This window comes from Agrobacterium sp. DE0009 (genome assembly GCF_007680755.1).
Lineage (GTDB): Bacteria > Pseudomonadota > Alphaproteobacteria > Rhizobiales > Rhizobiaceae > Agrobacterium > Agrobacterium tumefaciens_B.
Genome location: NZ_VEIU01000002.1, coordinates 360,306 through 380,295, shown reverse-complemented (window position 1 = coordinate 380,295; position 19,990 = coordinate 360,306). Strand labels below are relative to the sequence as shown.

The 19,990-nt window shown below is 60.0% G+C and carries 19 protein-coding genes; 5 read left to right on the top strand and 14 right to left on the bottom strand.

Translation table 11 applies throughout. The features are described 5' to 3' along the window. Positions 1-299: 299 nt before the first annotated feature. From panB to FS804_RS11175, 8 genes are all read right to left on the bottom strand, one after another. Complete coding sequence (gene panB / locus FS804_RS11210) at positions 300-1,139, bottom strand: 3-methyl-2-oxobutanoate hydroxymethyltransferase (RefSeq protein WP_144576655.1); 840 nt, start codon at positions 1,137-1,139, stop codon at positions 300-302. Continuing rightward, positions 1,136-2,014, bottom strand: a complete 879-nt coding sequence (gene panC / locus FS804_RS11205; RefSeq protein ID WP_144576654.1) for a pantoate--beta-alanine ligase — start codon at positions 2,012-2,014, stop codon at positions 1,136-1,138. Before panC ends, panB begins: the two co-directional genes overlap by 4 nt. Positions 2,015-2,159: 145 nt before the next feature. Beyond that, positions 2,160-2,930, bottom strand: coding sequence for an enoyl-CoA hydratase-related protein (locus tag FS804_RS11200; protein WP_144576653.1), 771 nt, complete (start codon positions 2,928-2,930; stop codon positions 2,160-2,162). Continuing rightward, entirely contained in the window at positions 2,920-3,846 is a 927-nt protein-coding gene (locus tag FS804_RS11195; RefSeq protein ID WP_144576652.1) for a hydroxymethylglutaryl-CoA lyase, read from the bottom strand. Before FS804_RS11195 ends, FS804_RS11200 begins: the two co-directional genes overlap by 11 nt. 1 nt (position 3,847) lies before the next feature. Then, positions 3,848-5,839, bottom strand: a complete 1,992-nt coding sequence (locus tag FS804_RS11190; protein WP_144576651.1) for an acetyl/propionyl/methylcrotonyl-CoA carboxylase subunit alpha — start codon at positions 5,837-5,839, stop codon at positions 3,848-3,850. 7 nt (positions 5,840-5,846) lie between these two features. Continuing rightward, on the bottom strand, positions 5,847-7,448 hold the full coding sequence (locus tag FS804_RS11185; protein ID WP_144576650.1) for a carboxyl transferase domain-containing protein: 1,602 nt from the start codon (positions 7,446-7,448) through the stop codon (positions 5,847-5,849). A 9-nt stretch (positions 7,449-7,457) separates the two neighbouring features. Then, a complete protein-coding gene (locus FS804_RS11180; RefSeq protein ID WP_144576649.1) occupies positions 7,458-8,630 on the bottom strand; it encodes an isovaleryl-CoA dehydrogenase in 1,173 nt (390 codons plus the stop codon). A gap of 78 nt (positions 8,631-8,708) precedes the next feature. Continuing rightward, positions 8,709-9,182 (bottom strand): Lrp/AsnC family transcriptional regulator, encoded by a 474-nt coding sequence (locus FS804_RS11175; RefSeq protein WP_004445535.1) that lies wholly within the window; start codon positions 9,180-9,182, stop codon positions 8,709-8,711. Between the two features lie 302 nt (positions 9,183-9,484). Between FS804_RS11175 and FS804_RS11170 the strand changes: the two genes are divergently transcribed. From FS804_RS11170 to gpmI, 5 genes are all read left to right on the top strand, one after another. Continuing rightward, positions 9,485-10,612: an acyl-CoA dehydrogenase family protein gene (locus FS804_RS11170; protein WP_144576648.1), complete on the top strand. Its 1,128-nt coding sequence runs from the start codon at positions 9,485-9,487 to the stop codon at positions 10,610-10,612. A 44-nt stretch (positions 10,613-10,656) separates the two neighbouring features. Beyond that, on the top strand, positions 10,657-11,895 hold the full coding sequence (locus FS804_RS11165) for a 3-methyl-2-oxobutanoate dehydrogenase (2-methylpropanoyl-transferring) subunit alpha (RefSeq protein ID WP_144576647.1): 1,239 nt from the start codon (positions 10,657-10,659) through the stop codon (positions 11,893-11,895). Between the two features lie 3 nt (positions 11,896-11,898). Next, positions 11,899-12,912 carry an alpha-ketoacid dehydrogenase subunit beta gene (locus tag FS804_RS11160; protein ID WP_144576646.1) on the top strand — a complete coding sequence of 338 codons (1,014 nt, stop codon included), beginning with the start codon at positions 11,899-11,901 and terminating at the stop codon, positions 12,910-12,912. A gap of 2 nt (positions 12,913-12,914) precedes the next feature. After that, positions 12,915-14,210, top strand: coding sequence for a dihydrolipoamide acetyltransferase family protein (locus FS804_RS11155; RefSeq protein WP_144576645.1), 1,296 nt, complete (start codon positions 12,915-12,917; stop codon positions 14,208-14,210). Between the two features lie 240 nt (positions 14,211-14,450). Then, positions 14,451-15,968 (top strand): 2,3-bisphosphoglycerate-independent phosphoglycerate mutase, encoded by a 1,518-nt coding sequence (gpmI, locus tag FS804_RS11145; RefSeq protein WP_144576644.1) that lies wholly within the window; start codon positions 14,451-14,453, stop codon positions 15,966-15,968. 73 nt (positions 15,969-16,041) lie between these two features. On the opposite strand, the gene FS804_RS11140 is transcribed toward gpmI, so the two are convergent. From FS804_RS11140 to FS804_RS11115, 6 genes are all read right to left on the bottom strand, one after another. Beyond that, entirely contained in the window at positions 16,042-16,479 is a 438-nt protein-coding gene (locus tag FS804_RS11140) for a YeeE/YedE family protein (protein WP_144576643.1), read from the bottom strand. After that, positions 16,476-16,883 (bottom strand): YeeE/YedE family protein, encoded by a 408-nt coding sequence (locus FS804_RS11135; RefSeq protein ID WP_144576642.1) that lies wholly within the window; start codon positions 16,881-16,883, stop codon positions 16,476-16,478. The genes FS804_RS11140 and FS804_RS11135 overlap by 4 nt, the downstream gene beginning before the upstream one ends. After that, the gene (bigR, locus tag FS804_RS11130) at positions 16,880-17,236 is read right to left on the bottom strand and encodes a sulfite-sensing transcriptional repressor BigR (RefSeq protein ID WP_144576641.1); all 357 of its coding nucleotides are present in this window, start codon (positions 17,234-17,236) and stop codon (positions 16,880-16,882) included. Before bigR ends, FS804_RS11135 begins: the two co-directional genes overlap by 4 nt. Beyond that, the gene (gene blh, locus FS804_RS11125; RefSeq protein WP_144576640.1) at positions 17,230-18,525 is read right to left on the bottom strand and encodes a bifunctional sulfur transferase/dioxygenase Blh; all 1,296 of its coding nucleotides are present in this window, start codon (positions 18,523-18,525) and stop codon (positions 17,230-17,232) included. Before blh ends, bigR begins: the two co-directional genes overlap by 7 nt. Positions 18,526-18,690: 165 nt before the next feature. Then, the gene (locus FS804_RS11120; protein WP_144576639.1) at positions 18,691-19,176 is read right to left on the bottom strand and encodes a hypothetical protein; all 486 of its coding nucleotides are present in this window, start codon (positions 19,174-19,176) and stop codon (positions 18,691-18,693) included. A gap of 12 nt (positions 19,177-19,188) precedes the next feature. After that, positions 19,189-19,980 carry an SDR family oxidoreductase gene (locus tag FS804_RS11115; RefSeq protein WP_144576638.1) on the bottom strand — a complete coding sequence of 264 codons (792 nt, stop codon included), beginning with the start codon at positions 19,978-19,980 and terminating at the stop codon, positions 19,189-19,191. Positions 19,981-19,990 lie beyond the last annotated feature (10 nt).

Genomic DNA, 19,990 nt, shown 5'->3' with positions numbered 1-19,990 from the left:
AAGTCTCAGTTCCTTAGCTCGATTAGCGAATAAAGCAGATCGCGAATCGTGTCCCACGGAGGCGGAAGCGAGATGATTTGCCCTTTGTGGAGGGCAGGCTTCGAACTCTCATCAATGTGGAATGGTCGAAGCGGTAAGCGTGCGGGCACAGACCTCTTGCTTCACAGCTGCATTCCAAAGATGCAAAAAATCTTTGATGCAAAGTCAATTTATTCGCTGTCGGAGCAGACGTCCATTACCGCAGACCAGCTGCTGGCATCCTTCCTGACGGCTTGGAACATGATCCCGATTCTCCCGGGCTATTGCTTCGACGAGGGCCTTGGCCGCACCTGAAACGTATGCTCGGGCCCAGGAAACGCGCCGGAACGAACCTCATCGGCGTAAGTTGCCGCTGCTTCTGAGACGGTTGATCCGAGGTTTGCATACCGTTTTACAAATTTCGGTTTGAAGTCGGAAAACAGGCCGAGCATGTCGTCCGAGACCAGAACCTGACCGTCGCATGCGGGGGAGGCGCCGATGCCGATTGTCGGTGCGGCGAGTTTTTCGGTCAGTTCGCGCGCCAGAGGTTCGACCGTGCCTTCGATCACGATGGCGAAGGCGCCTGCCTGGTCTATGGCAATGGCATCGCGCCAGATTTTCTGGGTTTCGGCATCCGAGTGTCCGAGCGAACGGAACCCGCCTGCGGTGTGGACCTGTTGCGGCATCAGCCCGACATGGCCAAACACTGGGATGCCACGCGCCACCAGAAAGGCGACGGTTTCGGCCATTTCCTCGCCGCCCTCCAGTTTCACGCCGTCGCAACCGGTTTCCTGCATCAGCCGCACGGCGTTGCGGAAAGCCTGTTCCTTGGATTCCTGATAGGTGCCGAAGGGAAGATCAACGATGACGCAGGCATTTTCGACGCCGCGCATGACGGCGCGTCCGTGGGCGATCATCATGTCCATCGTAACGCCGACAGTCGTATCCATACCGTAAAGCACCATGCCGAGGGAATCGCCCACCAGCAGCAGATCACAGTGCGGGTCGAGCAGACGTGCAATCGGGGTCGTGTAGGCGGTCAGGCACACAATCCGTGCTTCACCTTTCATCTGCCGGATGGAAGCCGTCGTCAGCCGCTTGTGTTTCGCATGGGCGCTCATGTTGCTGCCTCCGGTTGATCGGCCCGGACGCGCCCGAGGACGCGATTGTCGAGAAGCCGCGTGCTGCCGACACGCACGAAAAGCGCAACCAGAACAGGCCCGGCCTGAACGGAGGTCACGGGCGCAAGCGTATCTGGATCGCGCGCCGCAACGACCTCTGCCTGCGCAAGCGGCTCGGTAGCAATGAATTTTCCAATGGCCGCTTCGAATGCGGCTGGGTCGTCCAAACCTTCGTCATAAAGCCGTTCCGCTTCGGCGAGCGCGCGTGGCACGATGACGGCGGCGGCCCGCTCCGTGGGGCTGAGATAGACATTGCGTGAGGAACAGGCGAGCCCGTCAGCCTCCCGCACGGTGGCAACGGGCACGACCCTCACCGGCTGGGCGAGGTCTTCGACCATGCGGCGGATCAATGCCACCTGCTGATAGTCCTTCTCACCGAAATAGGCGGCGTCCGGCTGAACGAGATTGAAAAGCTTGGTCACAACAGTCGCAACGCCCGCGAAATGGCCGGGGCGTACAGCACCTTCCAGCTGACTGCCAAGTTCTGGGACATCAACAACTGTGGCCATGGGGCGTGGATACATTTCGCTCACATCCGGGGCAAAGAGAATATCGACGCCAGCCCGTTCCAGTAGCTCCCGGTCTCGCTCGAGACTTCTTGGGTAGCGTGCCAGGTCCTCATTCGCGCCGAATTGCAGTGGATTAACAAAAATCGAGGTGACGGTGGCGTCGTTTTCCGCCTTCGCTTTGGCCACGAGGGCGAGATGGCCGATATGGAGAAAGCCCATGGTCGGCACGAAGCCAATGGTTTTGCCCGCGCGGCGTAAGGCAGCGGTGGCATCCCGCAATTCGGCGACGGTTGTTACAAGCTGCATTGGTCTCCTCCGGCTCCCCAGACCACCGTCCGGTGAAAGGTGCTGGATAGAACGCGATTTGCTGAACCGGGTCAACGCGCGGTCAGGGATTATATCCATTACACCACCGAAGCGTTGGAAAAATCCCGCAGGCGTTCAGCGTGCCTCACGCCACCCAGAACGGCTTTCGTTTCTCGGCAAAGGCCGCGCGCCCCTCTTCAGCCTCGTTGCTTTTGCTTATCGTTGCGATGATGCCTTCTGCGAAAGCCAGACGCTCGCCGGGGAGCATGGTGCGCATCTCAAGCAATGCGGCTTTTCCGGCGGATATGGCGCCTGGCGCATTCTGGCGCAGCCGCGCAAGAACGTCATCGACGAGGCTGTCGAGCTCGGCGAATGGCACGGTACGGTTGATGATGCCAATCCGTTCGGCTTCCACAGCGTTGATTGGTGTACCGAGATAGGCCATCTCCTGAAGGTCGGCCGGCGAAATCTTCGTCAGAAGCTTCGCCGCCACCATCGCCGGGAAAAGGCCGACGCGAACTTCCGGCAGACCGAATTCCGCGTTATTAGCGGCATAAGCCAGATCGCAGGCGGCGACGAGCCCCAGTCCACCGGCCAGTACCCGACCATTGATGCGGGCAATGACAATCTTGTCGCACACTTCTATAGCGCGGATCACCTCGGCGATCGGGTTGGCGCCATCCCGCGACAGAAACATGCCACCCGCGCTTTCCTTGAGATCGGCGCCGGAGCAAAAGCTGCGGTCTCCAGCGCCCGTTATGACCACGGCGCGCAAGCCGCTATCGCTTGACGCCGCACGGATGGCGACACAAAGCCCCTCGGTCATGGCCGCATTGAGTGCATTGTGCACTTCCGGCCGATTGAGCGTCAGCCACAGCACATCCTTGCGCCTTTCGCTCAGCAGTTCAGCCACCATGCGCGTCACCCTTTCTCTCCGATGCAAGCAGCGCCTTGCCGGCCCGCGCGGCATTTTGCCTTCCGAGGCTACGGCTGATCCAGTCCCCCGTTTTCGCAACCGTCATCAGATCGATGCCGGTTTCGACGCCAAGTCCCTGAAGCAGGTAAACAACATCTTCCGTCGCGACGTTGCCGGTGGCACCTGGCGCGAAAGGGCAGCCGCCCAGTCCCGCAACGGAGCTGTCAAACACGTTTATGCCCTGTTCCAGCGAGGTCAGGACGTTGGCGATACCCTGCCCGTAGGTATCGTGGAAATGCATGGCGATTTTTTCGCGTGGAATGCGTGTTGATACGCGTTCGATGATGCCGCGAACCTGCGCCGCTGTCCCGATACCGATCGTATCGCCGAGCGAGACTTCGTAACAACCGAGCTCTATAAGAGATTCCGCCATAGCTGCCACCTCATCCGGCGCCACCGTGCCGTCGTATGGGCAGCCGGCTATGCAGGAAACGTAGCCACGCATGGTAATATCGAGGCGTTGCGCGGCCGCAGCGACATCCTTTAAACGCGCCAGACTCTCCGCGCGCGAGCAGCCGATATTGTGCTGGCTGAACCCTTCGGATGCAGAGACGAAAACGGCGATCTCTTTTGCACCGGCTTCAGCGGCGGCCTCGAAGCCTTTCATATTCGGCACGAGCGCCGGATAGGAGGTGCCAGGAAGCCGTTTAAGTCTTTGAAACACCTCCTTCGAGTCGGCCATCTGCGGCACTTTTTTTGCCGATACGAAAGCGCCGGCCTCCACCGCTTTCAATCCCGCGTCGGCCAACCGCTCGATCAGCTCGATCTTGACAGCGGTCGGAACCTCGGCGCTTTCGTTCTGTAAACCATCGCGCGCACCGACTTCGACGATCTTTACTGCTCGCGGCCAGCTCACCTCACGTCTCCTCCGGCTCGAAATCGACCAGAACCGCGCCTGCCGTCACCATATCGCCCTCAGCACAATTGATCGCCGTCACAGTCCCCCTGGCCGGTGCGCGGATGGTGTGCTCCATCTTCATGGCCTCCATCACGACAAGCGCCTCGCCGGCCTCCACCACGGCGCCGTCCTCGCTCAGAATGGCCCGGATAACGCCAGGCATGGGGGCTTCCAGACCTCCCATATGAGTGCTGGCCTCTTCCATATCGACGGGATCAGGCTGAGCGATACGATAATGCTCACCATCGAGAACAAGTACGAAACTGCCGCCCCCCTCAAAGAAATGTCCCTGTTTTTTCCGTCCGTCCAAGCTCGCCTGAAGTCTGCCTTCGTCTGAAAGGCTGCCGCGGGCATCGATGGTCCGTCCGTCGATGGCAAATGAAAAGCCGCCTTTCTCATCGATGGCAATAACTTGTATCGGCTTGTTATCGAACGAGAAAGAGAGCGTTTCCCGCGCTGGTGCATTAAGGCGAAATGCCGATGTGGCTTTCCACGGACTATGGGAATCTGACTCTGAGGAGGATTTCCCTTGTTTGTGCCGTGAAAGCAGCAGGCCAAGCGCGGCCATTGCAATCTCATTGTCGCCTGTCGCGGGCGGAGCAAAAAGAGCCGGCTCGTTGCGGGCAATGAAGCCCGTATCGAGATCGGCACTGGCGAAAGCCTCCAGTCCTGCAAGACGCGTGAGGAATGCGGCATTGCTGCTCACACCCGAAATCGCCAGCTTTTCAAGTGCAAGTCGGAGACGCCGCACCGCGGATGGGCGGTCTTCGTCCCAGACGATGAGCTTGGCAATCATCGGGTCGTAATGCACGGTAATGGCGTCACCGGCGCGGATACCGCTATCTACCCTCACATGAGGCCCTTGATCGGGGAAAACGAGATGGCTGACGGTGCCAATGGACGGCAGGAAATCATGGGAGGGGTCCTCGGCATAAATCCGTGCCTCGATGGCATGGCCATTTATGCCGAGATTGGCCCAGCTTTCCGGCAAGGCCTCCCCATTCGCCACTCTTATCTGCCACTCCACCAGATCGAGCCCGGTAATGTATTCCGTCACCGGATGTTCGACCTGAAGCCTCGTATTCATCTCCATGAAGTAGAACTCGCCGGAGGGATCGAGCAGGAATTCGATCGTTCCCGCGCCCCGATAATCAATTGCGCGGGCAGCGGCTACAGCAGCGTCGTACATGCGTTGACGCAGCCTGTCGGACAATCCGGGGGCAGGGGCTTCTTCTATCACCTTTTGGTGCCGGCGCTGGATAGAGCAATCGCGTTCGAAGAGAGAAACGCAATTACCATGTGCATCGGCAAAGACCTGGACTTCCACATGGCGCGGTCGTTCAAGGTATTTCTCGATCAGCATTCGGTCATCGCTAAAGGCAGCCAGCGCCTCGCGCTTTGCGCCAGAAAGTTCTGCCGTAAAGTCGCGCTCGTTCCGGACAACCCGCATGCCCTTGCCGCCGCCGCCGGCGGAAGCCTTAAGCAATACCGGATAGCCAATCGTCTGCGCCTCGCTTTGCAGCTGGTGCACGGATTGGTCTGTGCCGTGATAGCCTGGAACGACGGGGACACCCGCCTCTGCCATGAGCGCCTTGGCCTCACTTTTACCGCCCATCGCGCGGATCGCCTGCGGCGAAGGACCGATGAAAATGAGCCCGGCGGCGTCACAGGCTTCCGCGAAATTGGCATTCTCGGAAAGAAAGCCGTAACCCGGGTGGACCGCCTCTGCACCGCTTGCCTTTGCTGCGGCGATTATTTTTTCGCCGTCGAGATAGGAGGCCCGTGCAGGAGCAGCGCCGATGGCGACAGCCTCATCGGCCAACGCCACATGCATGGCGTCGCGATCGGCATCGGAATAAACGGCGACGGTACGAATGCCCATTCGGGCGGCGGTGCGAATGATGCGGCAGGCGATCTCGCCCCTATTGGCGATGAGTACTTTCGAAAACATCGTCGCCTCACATCCTGAATATGCCGAAACGGGTTGGTTCAACCGGTGCATTGAGCGCGGCGGACAGACCGAGGCCGAGGACGAGGCGGGTATCTTTCGGGTCGATGATACCGTCGTCCCAAAGCCGCGCACTGGCATAATAGGGATGGCCCTCCCGCTCGTATTTTTCGCGTATCGGCTGCTTGAACGCCTCTTCACCTTCCTTCGACCAGTGGCGGCCATCGGCCTCGATGCCGTCGCGGCGGATTTGCGCCAAGACGGACGCTGCCTGCTCGCCGCCCATCACGGAAATCCGGGCATTCGGCCACATCCACAGGAAGCGCGGCGAATAGGCGCGGCCGCACATGCCGTAATTGCCGGCACCGAAGGAGCCGCCGATGATGACGGTAAATTTCGGCACTCTGGCGGAAGCAACAGCGGTGACGAGCTTGGCGCCATCCTTGGCGATGCCGCCTGCCTCGTAGGCCTTGCCCACCATGAAGCCGGTGATGTTCTGCAGGAAGACCAGCGGAATGCCGCGTTGGCAGCAGAGCTCGATGAAATGCGCACCCTTCAGTGCGGACTCTGAGAACAGGATGCCGTTATTGGCGATAACGCCGACGGGATAGCCATGGATATGAGCAAAACCGCAGACCAGCGTCGTGCCGTAGAGCGCCTTGAACTCGTTAAATTCCGATCCGTCAACGAGACGGGCGATGATCTCCCGCACTTCGAAGGGCTTGCGCGTATCGGCTGGCACGATGCCGTAAAGCCCGTCTGCCGGATAAAGCGGCTCCACCGGTTCGCGGACATCGAGCTCTACCTGCTTGCGACGGTTGAGGGTCGAGACGATGCGCCGGGTCAGCGCCAGCGCGTGGCGGTCGTCGCGGGCATAATGATCGGTCACGCCGGATTGACGGGAATGCACGTCCGCGCCGCCCAGCTCTTCCGCACTCACCACCTCGCCGGTCGCTGCCTTGACCAGCGGCGGCCCGCCGAGAAAAATCGTGCCCTGGTTTTTGACGATGACGGACTGGTCGCTCATGGCAGGTACGTAGGCCCCGCCTGCCGTGCAACTGCCCATCACCACCGCGATCTGGGCGATGCCAGCGGCTGACATATTGGCCTGATTATAAAAGATGCGCCCGAAATGATCGCGGTCGGGAAAGACTTCGTCTTGATTGGGTAGGTTTGCGCCGCCGGAATCCACGAGGTAAATGCAGGGAAGGCAGTTTTCGGCCGCGATTTCCTGCGCGCGCAGGTGTTTTTTCACCGTCAGCGGATAATAGGTGCCGCCTTTTACCGTCGCATCATTGGCGACGATCACGCATTCTCGTCCCGAGACCCGGCCGATACCGGTAACGATGCCGGCGGCGGGAACGGGTTCGTCATAGACCTCGTGAGCGGCAAATTGCGAGAACTCGAGGAATGGGCTGCCGGGATCGAGCAGCGCATCGATGCGGTCACGCGCTAATAATTTGCCGCGCGAAAGGTGCCGCTCACGGGCCTTCTCACCGCCGCCCTTTGAAATTTTCTCGACCTGTTGGCGCAAGTCATCCACCAGGCCCGACATGAAATCGACATTGGCAGCGAAGGCAGGGTCGCGGTTGAGAGTGGATTTAAGCTTCATCGCGTCTTCTCACCCGTTTCCCTTGACTAGCTCGCGGCCGATCAGCATCCGGCGGATTTCGCTGGTGCCTGCGCCAATTTCATAAAGCTTGGCATCACGCAGCAGCCGTCCTGCCGGGCTTTCGTTGACATAACCAGAGCCGCCGAGAAGCTGGATCGCATCCAGCGCCACCTGTGTCGCCCGCTCGGCGGCGAAGAGGATCGCGCCGGCCGCATCTTGCCTCGTGATGCGGCCATTGTCGCAGGCCCGGGCAACCGCATAGACATAGGCGCGCGACGCGTTCATGGCCGAATAAATATCGGCGAGCTTGCCCTGTACCAGCTGGAACTCGCCGATCGGCTTGCCGAACTGCTTGCGCTCGCGGGTATAGGGCAGCACCAGATCGATGGCTGCCTGCATGATGCCGACTGGACCTGCCGCCAGCACGGCGCGCTCGTAATCCAGCCCGCTCATCAGCACCGTCACGCCATCATTGAGGCGTCCGAGAATGTTTTCCTCCGGCACCTCGCAATCCTCGAATACGAGTTCCGAGGTGGGGGAACCGCGCATGCCGAGCTTGTCGAGTTTCTGGGCCGGGCGAAACCCCTTGAAGCCCTTTTCGATCAGGAAGGCCGTGATGCCGCGGGGGCCGGCGGACATGTCGGTCTTGGCGTAGACCACCAGCGTATCGGCTTCGTGGCCGTTGGTGATCCACATCTTCGCGCCGTTCAGCACATAGCGGTCGCCCTTTCGTTCTGCCTTGAGCCGCATGGAGACGACATCCGAACCGGCCTCCGTCTCGCTCATGGCAAGCGAACCGACATGTTCCCCCGAGACCAGCTTCGGCAGATATTTCCTTTTCTGCTCCTGTGTGCCCCACCGATGGATCTGGTTGATACAGAGATTGGAATGAGCACCATAGGAGAGGCCGATGGAAGCGGAAGCCCGGCTTATTTCCTCCATCGCCACGCAATGGGCGAGATAGCCCATGTCGGCGCCGCCGAATTCTTCCGAAACGGTGATGCCGTGCAGGCCAAGCTCGCCCATTTGTGGCCAGAGCTGACGCGGGAAGCGGTCGTCCCTGTCGATCTCTGCCGCCAGCGGGGCGATTTTATCGTCTGCGAATGCACTTGCGCTATCGCGCAATGCTGCGATTTCCGGGCCGAGATCGGCATCGAAAATGGCGGCGAGGTTCAAACTCATCGCGTCTCCTCCTCCGGACAGTATTTACCGTCCCTTCTGTCAGCTACCGGCACCTCCTCCGCGCCGGCAGCCCTGCGATTATGGCGTGTCACCCCCGGTGAAAGCGGCGGAACGGCGCACGAATGTCTTGATGGCGAAGTTGGACTGGATGCGCGACACGCCCGGAACCGTGGTCAGGAAATCCAGAAGCTGCTGGTAATGGGGCAAATCCCGCACCATGGCGTGGATCAGATAATCGGAACTGCCGCTCGTCTGATAGCCACCCACGACTTCCGGAATGGAAGCGACATGGTGCTCGAAGGTCGTCAATGCTTCCTTGATCTGGCGTTCGAGCGTGACGGAGATGAAGACACCCATATTGCCGAGCAGCCGGTTCTCGTCAAACACGGCGGTATAGCCGCGAATGATCCCTTCTTCTTCCAGCTTGCGCACGCGCCGAAGCGTCGGCGTGAAGGATAGGCCGATCCGAGCCGCAAGATCCCGCCAGCTGACCCGCCCGTCATCGCCGAGAACATGCAGAATCTTCTGGTCGAAACTGTCAAGCTCAATCATGGATCATTTGCTCTATGATATATCTATTTGTTGGATCAAAGATATCGCCAATCAGAAAACTGTCAATCAAAATAGCTTTGAAATGAATTCGAGATAGTGATAGCGTTCATATCAGTCGCGGTCTGGAGGAGATTTGCGGCGGGCCGGCTCCTCACGTCAGGGTTGGCCAAGGGAGGTGAATTTGGCTGTGCATGACCCTGTCGTGATCGAGGGGGCCGCCCGTGCTTTCATGGGCAGCCCTCGCGACCAATTCCAGCTGGCGACGCGCCTAATGCGCTTCTGCTTTTTGGCGGGAGGCGGCGATGATGCTCACTGAATCCCAGCAGCAGATCAGGGACATGGCCCGCGACTTCGCGCGGGAAAAGCTTGCGCCTGGCGCCGCGTCCCGTGACCGGGAAAGCCGTTTCCCCAAGGAAGAATTGAAAGCGATGGGCGAGCTCGGCTTCCTCGGCATGCTGGTGTCCGAAGCGTATGGCGGGGCGGAAACCGGTGCTGTCGCTTACGCGCTGGCGCTGGAAGAAATCGCTGCGGGGGACGGTGCCTGTTCCACCATCATGAGCGTCCATAATTCCGTGGGATGCGTGCCGATCCTCAAATTCGGAACCGAGGACCAGAAGCAGCGTTTCTTGCCGAAGCTTGCCTCCGGCGAATGGATCGGCGGCTTTGCGCTGACCGAACCGCAGGCTGGCTCCGATGCCGCAAATCTCAAGACCAAAGCGCGGCACGATGGTGATCGCTATATTCTTGATGGGGCGAAGCAATTCATCACATCTGGCAAAAACGGCGATGTCGTCATTGTTTTTGCCGTTACGGATGCAGCCGCGGGCAAGAAGGGTATCACCGCCTTTATCGTGCCGACGGATACGCCGGGTTACGAGGTGATCCGGGTGGAGGAAAAACTCGGGCTTCACTCGTCCGATACCTGCCAGATCGCCTTTACCGACATGGCCATACCGGCCGATTTCCGGCTCGGTGAAGAAGGGCAGGGCTACCGCATCGCGCTTGCCAATCTGGAAGGTGGCCGTATCGGCATCGCCGCACAGGCCGTCGGCATGGCGCAGGCGGCGTTTGAGGCGGCGCGGGATTATGCCCGCGAGCGCAGAGCCTTCGGACAGGCGATTATCGAACATCAGGCGGTGGCGTTCCGCCTTGCGGACATGGCGACGCGCATTGAGGCCGCTAGACAGCTGGTGCTGCACGCGGCGGCGTTGAAGGAGGCGGGCGAGCCCTGTCTTTCGCAGGCATCGATGGCCAAGCTCTTCGCGTCGGAGATGGCCGAGCGTGTCTGCTCCGACGCCATCCAGATTCACGGCGGTTACGGCTACATGGCGGATTATCCGGTGGAGCGGATCTATCGCGATGTGCGCATCTGCCAGATTTACGAGGGGACGAGCGATGTCCAACGCATGGTGATCGCGCGGAACCTTTGAGCGTTGTTTCGTGGTCTGGAGGAGACTGCGACGGGAGGAGTAGAATGGACATATCAGAAACGCCACGTCTCAGCCTGCATGTTCCCGAACCTGCGGTGCGGCCAGGCGACCAGCCGGATTTCTCCAATGTAAAGATACCGAGAGCCGGCTCCGTGCCGCGCCCGGAGGTGGATGCAGCGCCTGAGAGCATGCGCGATCTGGCCTATTCCATCATCCGCGTCCTCAATCACCAGGGCGAGGCTGTCGGACCTTGGGCCGGCCTGCTTTCGGACGACGACCTGCTGGTCGGCCTGAAAAACATGATGCGGCTCAGGGCTTTTGATGCGCGCATGCTGATGGCGCAGCGGCAGGGCAAGACTTCTTTTTACATGCAGCATCTGGGCGAAGAGGCAGTCAGCTGCGCCTTCCGCAAAGCTCTTTCGAAGGGCGACATGAACTTCCCGACCTATCGGCAGGCGGGGCTGCTGATCGCTGACGACTATCCGCTCGTCACCATGATGAACCAGATCTATTCCAACGAACTCGACCCGCTGCACGGGCGGCAACTACCGGTGCTTTATTCCTCGAAAGAACATGGTTTCTTCACCGTGTCCGGCAATCTCGCCACGCAATATGTGCAGGCGGTAGGCTGGGCGATGGCGTCGGCCATCAAGGGCGACACCAAGATCGCGGCCGCCTGGATTGGTGACGGTTCGACGGCGGAGTCGGATTTCCATTCGGCGTTGGTGTTCGCCTCCACTTACAAGGCTCCGGTCATCCTCAATATCGTCAACAATCAATGGGCCATTTCCACCTTTCAGGGCATCGCACGCGGCGGTTCGGGCACCTTTGCAGCGCGCGGGCTGGGCTTCGGCATTCCTGCACTCCGGGTGGATGGCAACGACTATCTTGCCGTTTATGCCGTGGCGCGCTGGGCCGCGGAGCGGGCGCGGCGCAATCTCGGCCCAACGCTGATCGAATATGTGACCTATCGCGTCGGCGCGCATTCCACCTCTGACGATCCGAGCGCTTACCGCCCCAAGACCGAGTCCGAGGCATGGCCCTTAGGCGACCCGGTTCTGAGATTGAAGAAACATCTCATCCTGCGGGGCGTCTGGTCGGAGGAACGGCACCGGCAGGCGGAGGCAGAAATCGCTGATGAAGTGCTTGAAGCGCAACGCGAGGCGGAAAGCTACGGCACGCTGCATGAAGGCAAGAAACCGCCGAAAAAGGATATTTTCGAGGGCGTTTACGAGGAGATGCCGCCGCATCTCGTCCGCCAGCGCCAGAAGGCAGGATGGTAAGACATGGCAAGAATGACGATGATTGAGGCCGTCCGCAGCGCCATGGATGTGTCCATGGAACGCAGCGACGATATCGTGGTTTTTGGTGAGGATGTGGGGTATTTCGGGGGCGTTTTCCGCGCCACGCAGGGGCTGCAGCAGAAATACGGTAAAACCCGCTGTTTCGATGCGCCGATCAGTGAGTCGGGCATCGTCGGCACCGCCATCGGTATGGCCGCTTATGGATTGCGGCCCTGTGTCGAAATCCAGTTTGCCGATTACATGTATCCCGCTTACGACCAGATCACCCAGGAAGCAGCGCGTATCCGTTATCGCTCAAACGGCGATTTTACCTGCCCGATCGTTCTTCGTATGCCGACCGGCGGCGGCATTTTCGGCGGGCAGACGCATAGCCAGAGTCCGGAGGCGCTTTTCACCCATGTCTGCGGGCTGAAAGTCGTCGTCCCCTCCAATCCCTATGACGCCAAGGGGCTGCTGATCGCCTCCATCGAAGACCCGGACCCGGTGATGTTTCTCGAGCCAAAGCGGCTTTATAACGGTCCCTTCGATGGCCATCACGACCGGCCGGTAACGCCATGGTCCAAACACGAAATGGGGGAGGTGCCGGAAGGTCATTATACGGTCCCCATCGGAAAGGCGGAAATCCGCCGCCCCGGAGACGCCGTCACCGTCATCGCTTATGGCACCATGGTGCATGTGGCACTGGCGGCGGCGGAAGAGACCGGGGTCGATGCCGAGATTATCGACCTTCGCAGCCTGTTGCCGCTCGATCTCGACACCATTGTGAAATCTGTCTCCAAGACCGGCCGTTGTGTGATGGTGCATGAGGCGACGCTGACTTCCGGCTTCGGCGCCGAGGTCGTGTCGCTTGTGCAGGAGCATTGTTTTTATCATCTGGAGGCGCCCGTCGTGCGTGTCGCCGGCTGGGATACGCCTTATCCGCATGCCCAGGAATGGGACTATTTTCCGGGTCCGGCCCGTGTCGGGCGCGCCCTCGTCGATGTCATGGAGGCCTGATTATGGCGGAATTTACCCTCACAATGCCCGATGTGGGTGAAGGTGTTGCAGAAGCCGAACTGGTCGAGTGGAACGTCAAGCCGGGAGATATCGTCCATGAAGACATGGTGCTTGCGGCCGTCATGACGGATAAGGCGACCGTGGAAATCCCATCGCCGGTGGCGGGGGTCGTCACCTGGCTCGCCGTCACTGTCGGGAACACTGTACCGGTGAAGGCGCCGCTCCTGCGCATCGAGACGGATGCTGCAGCGGCTGCCATTGATCGCGAAGCGGACGCCATTGATCGCGAAGCCGCTGCCGAAGCGCCGGTCGTTATCGCGGAGGCGGAAGCGCCAGCCGATATGACCGAAGCTCCGCCACCCGTTGAAGCACACCATCCAGCCCGGGACATCAGCGAACCTTCACCGGAAAGCGCTGCCGAGCCGCATCATAAACCGCTCGCAGCCCCCGCCGTGCGCCAGCGCGCCGACGATCTCGATATCGATCTCGCAAAGGTTAAGGGAACGGGACCGGATGGGCACATTACCCATAGCGATCTCGATGGATATCTGACGGCGCGTGGCCGGCCGGAACGTCCTTCAACCACCGCGTCGCATGACAGCGCCGTCGAGGATGTGAAACTGACGGGTCTGCGCCGCAAGATTGCCGAGAAGATGGTGCTGTCGGCGTCCCGCATTCCCCACATTACCTATGTCGAAGAGATCGACGTCACGGATCTCGAGGATCTTCGCGCCACGATGAACGGCAACCGCCGTTCCGGGCAGCCGAAACTGACGATCCTGCCGTTTTTAATGCGCGCTCTGGTGAAAGCCGTTGCCGATCATCCCGGCATGAATGCCACCTTTGACGACGAGAAAGGGGTCGTCAGCCACTACGAGGCGGTCCATATTGGCATCGCCACGCAAACGCCGGCGGGCCTGACGGTTCCGGTCGTTCGCCATGCGGAAACGCTCGGCCTTTGGCACTGTGCGGAGGAAGTTGCCCGCGTTGCCGAAGCCGCCCGCACCGGCACGGCACATCGGGAAGAGTTGATGGGCTCCACGATAACCATCAGCTCGCTTGGGGCGTTAGGCGGAGTCGTTTCGACGCCCATCATCAACCATCCCGAGGTGGCAATCATTGGTGTCAACAAGATCATGACCCGGCCGGTCTGGGATGGGGCCCGCTTTGTGCCGCGCAAGATCATGAACCTGTCGTCCAGCTTCGATCATCGTGTCGTGGACGGGTGGGACGCAGCCGTCTTCATTCAGGCGATGAAGGCGTTGCTGGAGAAGCCGGCACTGATTTTCATTGAGTGACCGTCTTTACGCTCTCTCATTCCTGCGCCAGGGGTTGAGAGAGCCGGATTGGGCCGACCCTTTTTCGGTCGTCATGCCGCTGTTTCGCTGTCGGTATAGGCTTGCGTTCGTCATCTTCGGGTATAGAAGAGAAGAACGAGAAGCATGTTTTCTCATCATGAACATAGTGGCGGACGAGGGCGCTCCGGTGCCCTGCGGTCCGCTCTCCGCCGGCAACCGAATGAAGAAGAAGGTCCTCCCATGCGCACTCCCAAACCCGTTGTTCTGACCATTCTCGACGGCTGGGGGCTGAGCGAGGTTACGTCCGGCAATGCGCCCTTTCTGGCAAACACGCCAACCATGGACCGGCTTTTCGCCACTTGCCCGAATGCGACGCTGACAACCTTCGGTCCGAAGGTCGGCCTACCGACGGGGCAGATGGGCAATTCGGAAGTGGGTCATACCAATATCGGCGCTGGCCGTATCGTCGCCATGGATCTCGGTCAGATCGATCTGGCGATTGAGGATGGCAGCTTTTTCCGCAACGCGGCGATGATCGATTTCGCCGCCAGGGTCAAGGCTGCTGGCGGTGTGGCGCATCTGATGTGCGTGGTTTCCGATGGCGGCGTCCATGGTCATATCCTGCACGGCCAGGCGGCGGTGAAGCTGATGGTCAGTCACGGTCTGAACGTCGTGGTGCATGCCATCACCGATGGTCGCGATGTCGCACCGCAGTCGGCAGAAGATTTCGTCGCCGCGCTCGTAGCGAGCCTGCCGCAGGGGGCAACCATCGGCACGGTGATCGGCCGTTATTATGCGATGGATCGCGACAATCGCTGGGAGCGTGTCGAGAAAGCCTATGACGCCATGGTTCTTGGCAAGGGCGAACATGCGCGGGATGCCGTAAGCGCCGTCTCGCAGAGCTATGCGAACGGCATTACCGACGAATTTATCTTGCCGACGGTGATTGATGGCTATAAGGGCTTCAAGGCAGGCGATGGTCTGTTCTGCCTCAATTTCCGTGCCGACCGGGCGCGTGAAATCCTGCTTGCGATCGGTGCCGATGAATTCGACGGTTTTCCGCGCGAAAAGCCAGTGCTTTCCGCGCTGCTTGGCATGGTGGAATATTCCACGCGTCACAGCACGTTCATGACCACGGCTTATCCGAAGCGGGACATCGTCAATACGTTGGGTGCATGGGTGGCCAGGCAGGGCCTCACGCAGTTTCGCCTCGCCGAAACGGAGAAGTATCCTCATGTCACCTTCTTCCTGAACGGCGGCAAGGAGGAGCCGGAAATCGGTGAAGACCGCTTCATGCCGAAGTCACCCAAGGTTGCGACCTACGATCTTCAGCCAGAGATGAGTGCGGCCGAGGTAACCGAGAAATTTGTGGAGGCAATCGGCAAGGGTTATGATCTGATCGTCACCAATTATGCCAACCCTGACATGGTCGGCCACACAGGTGATCTTCAGGCCGCGATCAAGGCGTGTGAAGCCGTGGACCGCGGTCTTGGCGAAGTCGTTGCCGCACTTGAAAAAGTGGGTGGCGCGATGCTGGTCATTGCCGATCACGGCAATTGCGAAACCATGATCGATCCGGTCACGGGCGGCCCGCACACGGCCCACACCACCAATCCTGTGCCGGTGATCCTTTTTGGAGGTCCCGATGGGGCAAGGGTGCACGACGGTATTCTCGCTGATGTCGCGCCCACCCTGCTGCAACTCATGAACCAGCCTCTGCCGCCGGAAATGACAGGCAAGAGCTTGATCGATCTTTGATCGTATTCCATCGCGCGGGGGCCTTCGAGCGCCGCGCGATGATCCTTTCCGCGTCGGCCGCACGTGTATTGCGCTATGAGCGGGTTGCGTAGAGCCGGTCGTGGACCAGCATGCCGGCAATCATGGCAGTGACGAAAAACGCGACCGGCGTAAGCCCAAGGCCAAAAGCCGACATGGCCGGGCCGGGGCAAAAACCGGCAAGCCCCCAACTGATGGCGAACATGGCCGAACCTATCAGCAGCGGTCGGTCGATGCGGCTCTTTGCCGGCACGCCGAAATCCTCGGCGAGGATAGGCTTGGCAAGGTGCCTGCTGATCAGCTCACCCGGCACGGCCACCATCACAGCGCCCGCGAGAACGAACATCAGGCTCGGGTCCCAGTGGCCGCTTGCTACATCGAGAAAACCCGAAACGCGGGCTGGATCGATCATGCCCGACAGCGAAAGGCCGAAGCCGAACAGCGCTCCTGCGGCCAATGCAAGGGCAACACGCGCCAAGGCGGGATTTCTCATGACAGCGCCCCCACCATTGTCGCCGCAAACATCCCCGCAATCAGGAAAGTCGCCGTTGCCGCGATAGAGCGTCGGGAAAAGCGCGCCAGCCCCATGATGCCGTGGCCCGATGTGCAGCCGGAGCCCATTCGCGTGCCAAAACCCACCAGCAGTCCGGCAATGATAACAAGCGGCAAGGGTGCAAGGATGGTGATGGCGGGCAGCCGACCGAAGGCGGCGGCATGGATATATGGTCCGGTCAGCAAGCCGGCGAGAAAGCTGAGGTCCGCGAGGCGCCGCTCCCTGCTCAGCGTCTTTCCGATGATACCGCTGATCCCGGCGATACGACCGTTAAAGAGAAAAAGCAGAACGCAGGCAAGACCGAGCAGCATGCCGCCGAGAAGAGGATGCCAGTAAGGGCTCATTGGGTTTCCTCGCCCGGCGCGCAGAAGATGGCGTACAAGGCCTCGATCAATTGGGCCGCTTTCTCCTGCGTCAGTCTGTAGAATATCTGCTTGGCGTCGCGTCGCGTCTCGACCACCCCAGCTTCGCGAAGGACGCCTAACTGCTGGGAGAGTGTCGGTTGGCGGATGTCCAGTTTGGTCTCCAGTTCACCGACCGAAAACTCCCCTTGCGCCAGCGTGCAGGCGAGCATCAGCCGGGCGGGATGAGCGAGCGTTTTCAAGAGCAATGCGACTTCGCCCGCCCTTTCCTCCATCGCGGCGAGGGGAATTTCACCACTATGGTGCGGCTTGTTGGCTGTGGCTTTCTCTACCATGCGCTGCCCCCAAGCACGTCGAGCGGGAGCTTCAGATAGCGGACGCCGTTCGCCTCCGGCTCGGGCAGGCGGCCGCCGCAAATATTCACCTGGAGGGCATGGAGAATAAGTTTCGGCATCGGTAAAGTCTTGTCCCGCGCTTCCCTTAGGCGGACAAAGCCATCTTCCGTCATACCGGCAATATGCGGATTGCTGCGCTTTTGTTCGCCAACCGTGCTTTCCCATTTTGGAGAGCGGCCGCCGGGTTGATAGTCATGGCCGGTGAAAAGCCGCGTCTCATCTGGTAGCGAGAGAATATCCTGAATCGAGGCCCAGAGCTGTCTTGCGCTACCGCCCGGAAAATCCGCACGCGCGGTGCCTGAATCGGGCATGAAGAGCGTATCGTGCACGAAAGCTGCATTGCCCACCACATAGCTGACGGAGGCAAGCGTATGGCCGGGGGAGAAGAGGACCCGCGCCTCAAGAGAGCCGATACGGAAGCTCTCGCCAGCTTCAAACAGGTGGTCCCATTGTGACCCGTCGGTTTTAAAGTCCGGCCAGTTATATTTCTCCTGCCAGAGCTTCTGCACATGTTTGACCTTTGCGCCTATCGCCGTCGGCGCGCCGGTCTTTCCCTTCAGATAATAAGCGGCAGAAAAATGATCGGCATGCGGATGGGTATCGAGAATCCATTCCACCGTGAGGTTCTCGCTTTCGACATAGGCCAGAATGGCGTCGGCATTCATGGTTCCTGTCGCGCCGGACTTCTCATCGAAGTCTAAGACTGGATCGATAATCGCACATCGCCTCGTCTTGGGGTCGGAAACGACATATTGAACGCTCGACGTGCGCGGATCGAAAAAGGCTTTGACATGCGGTGCCGCTGCCGCGCGGCGATCAAGCCAGCGGATCGCTCCCGACAGGTCAAAGCCATGCGCATTGCCAAAGGCTTCGATGGCGTCTCGCTCGATGCGCCCGTCGAGTGCTTCTCCGAGCACATGGAGTGTGAGCGCACGCGTGCCGCCCTTGCAGTGGGCAAAAACCGGACCTTCCGCTTCCGCCATTTTCTTTTGAAAGGCGCGGATATCTGCTTCGGTGATGGTCGGACCCGTGACTGGGATGAAGCCGTAATCCATGCCGGCGGCCTGAGCGGCCGTTCTCTCCTGCGCGTTACCCGGTTGGGCAGGCTCTTCTCCATCCGGTCGTGCATTGATGATGGTCTTAAAGCCCTGTGCGGAGAGCGATTGGAATTCGGCGATCATTGGCTGGTCCGCCACGGTCAGGCGTTCATTGATCTTCACGGCTTTCATCTGCCTCTCCTACAGTGATACGATATATATTATCATATAATGTATATTGTAGTGTGGCAATCGGCGCTGATGTTTTTCTGAGGGCGTATTTATTGAAAAATGTACCCTGTGCCTGAAAGCAGGCGCAGGGTACTGGTCTGGCAGCTCGCTGGGGACGCGTCCTACTCAAACGGCAAGCCTGCGGCGCGTTGCCCTCCAGCCAAGAAGGATGGCAGCAACCAGCAGAACCGTCTGGGCAATGAGAAACGGAGGCTCATTGCCGTTCGGCGCCAGCGCGTTCAGGCTTTCTACCTTTAAAAAGGCCTGGACGATCAGCACGAACATATTGAGGTAAAGGCTGATCGTGGCGGTGATCGAGTAGATGATCCTTGCCTTGCCCCTCAGGCCGTATCCGTAGAGCGCAATCAGCACGACAGCCATGACGATCGTCGAGACGATGCCGACCCCCAGGGCAGGTGTGAAATTACCGATTGGAAACAGGAAGCCGGTAAGCGTCGTGGCGAACGTGGTGATGAGGAAAATTGCTGTCACTCGCGGCATCCACCGCCCCGCCGCGTAAGCTGGCAGGGCAACCAGCCCGGCAGCAATGCCGATCAAGCTTAAACCGATGTGCAATGCCGTGAATTGGGGAATGGTGAGGCCGAGGATCATGGCACGCCTCCTCTATTCGGATTTTATGGCGTGATACCGGCTGGCGGCACGTGCATGTGACAGGTTGGGCCGCAGCGCTGCACGCGCAGCGAGGAAATTGTCGAGATCGGTCGTATCCGGCAGCGATGGAATAGTCAGCGTTTCGCCGAGATCGAGACCGGCAAGGGCGGCATCCACCATCTCGTAAACATCCATGACCATGGAGGCCGGAATGGCGTCGAGCCGTTCCTCTTCCCAGATCGCGGTGCGGGTGATGCCGGGCAGGACCGCCTGCACCCGCACGCCCGAAGGTGAGAGCTGCGCCTGCATCGCCTCGGTGAAGGCCAGCACGAAGGCTTTCGTGGCAGGATAGACTGCGGTGAATGCCGCGGGCATCAGCGCCGTGACGGAGGTGATGTTGATGATCGTGCCGTTTCCGCTGTCGGCAAGGCGGGGGGCGATGGCGGCCGCAAGGCGGGTCACGGCGAGAATGTTGAGGTTGATCATCGTCGTTACATAGGCCGGGTCCAGCGCCGTAATCGCTCCGTCCCCGGCTATGCCGGCATTGTTGACGAGGCCGGTGATGTCATGATCTTCGCGCAGCCGTCTTTCGACCCTTTCTAGGTCCTCTGCGCGTGACAGATCGGCGGAAAGAACCTCGACAACAATGGGGTGATCCTTTTCCAGCTGCGCGGCGAGTGCCTTCAGTTTTTCGGCGCGCCGCGCCACGAGAACGAGATCATGGCCGCGTTTTGCCAGACGTTCGGCATAGACGGCGCCGATGCCATCGGATGCGCCGGTAATGAGAAATGTATTCTGCGACATGTCCGTGTCT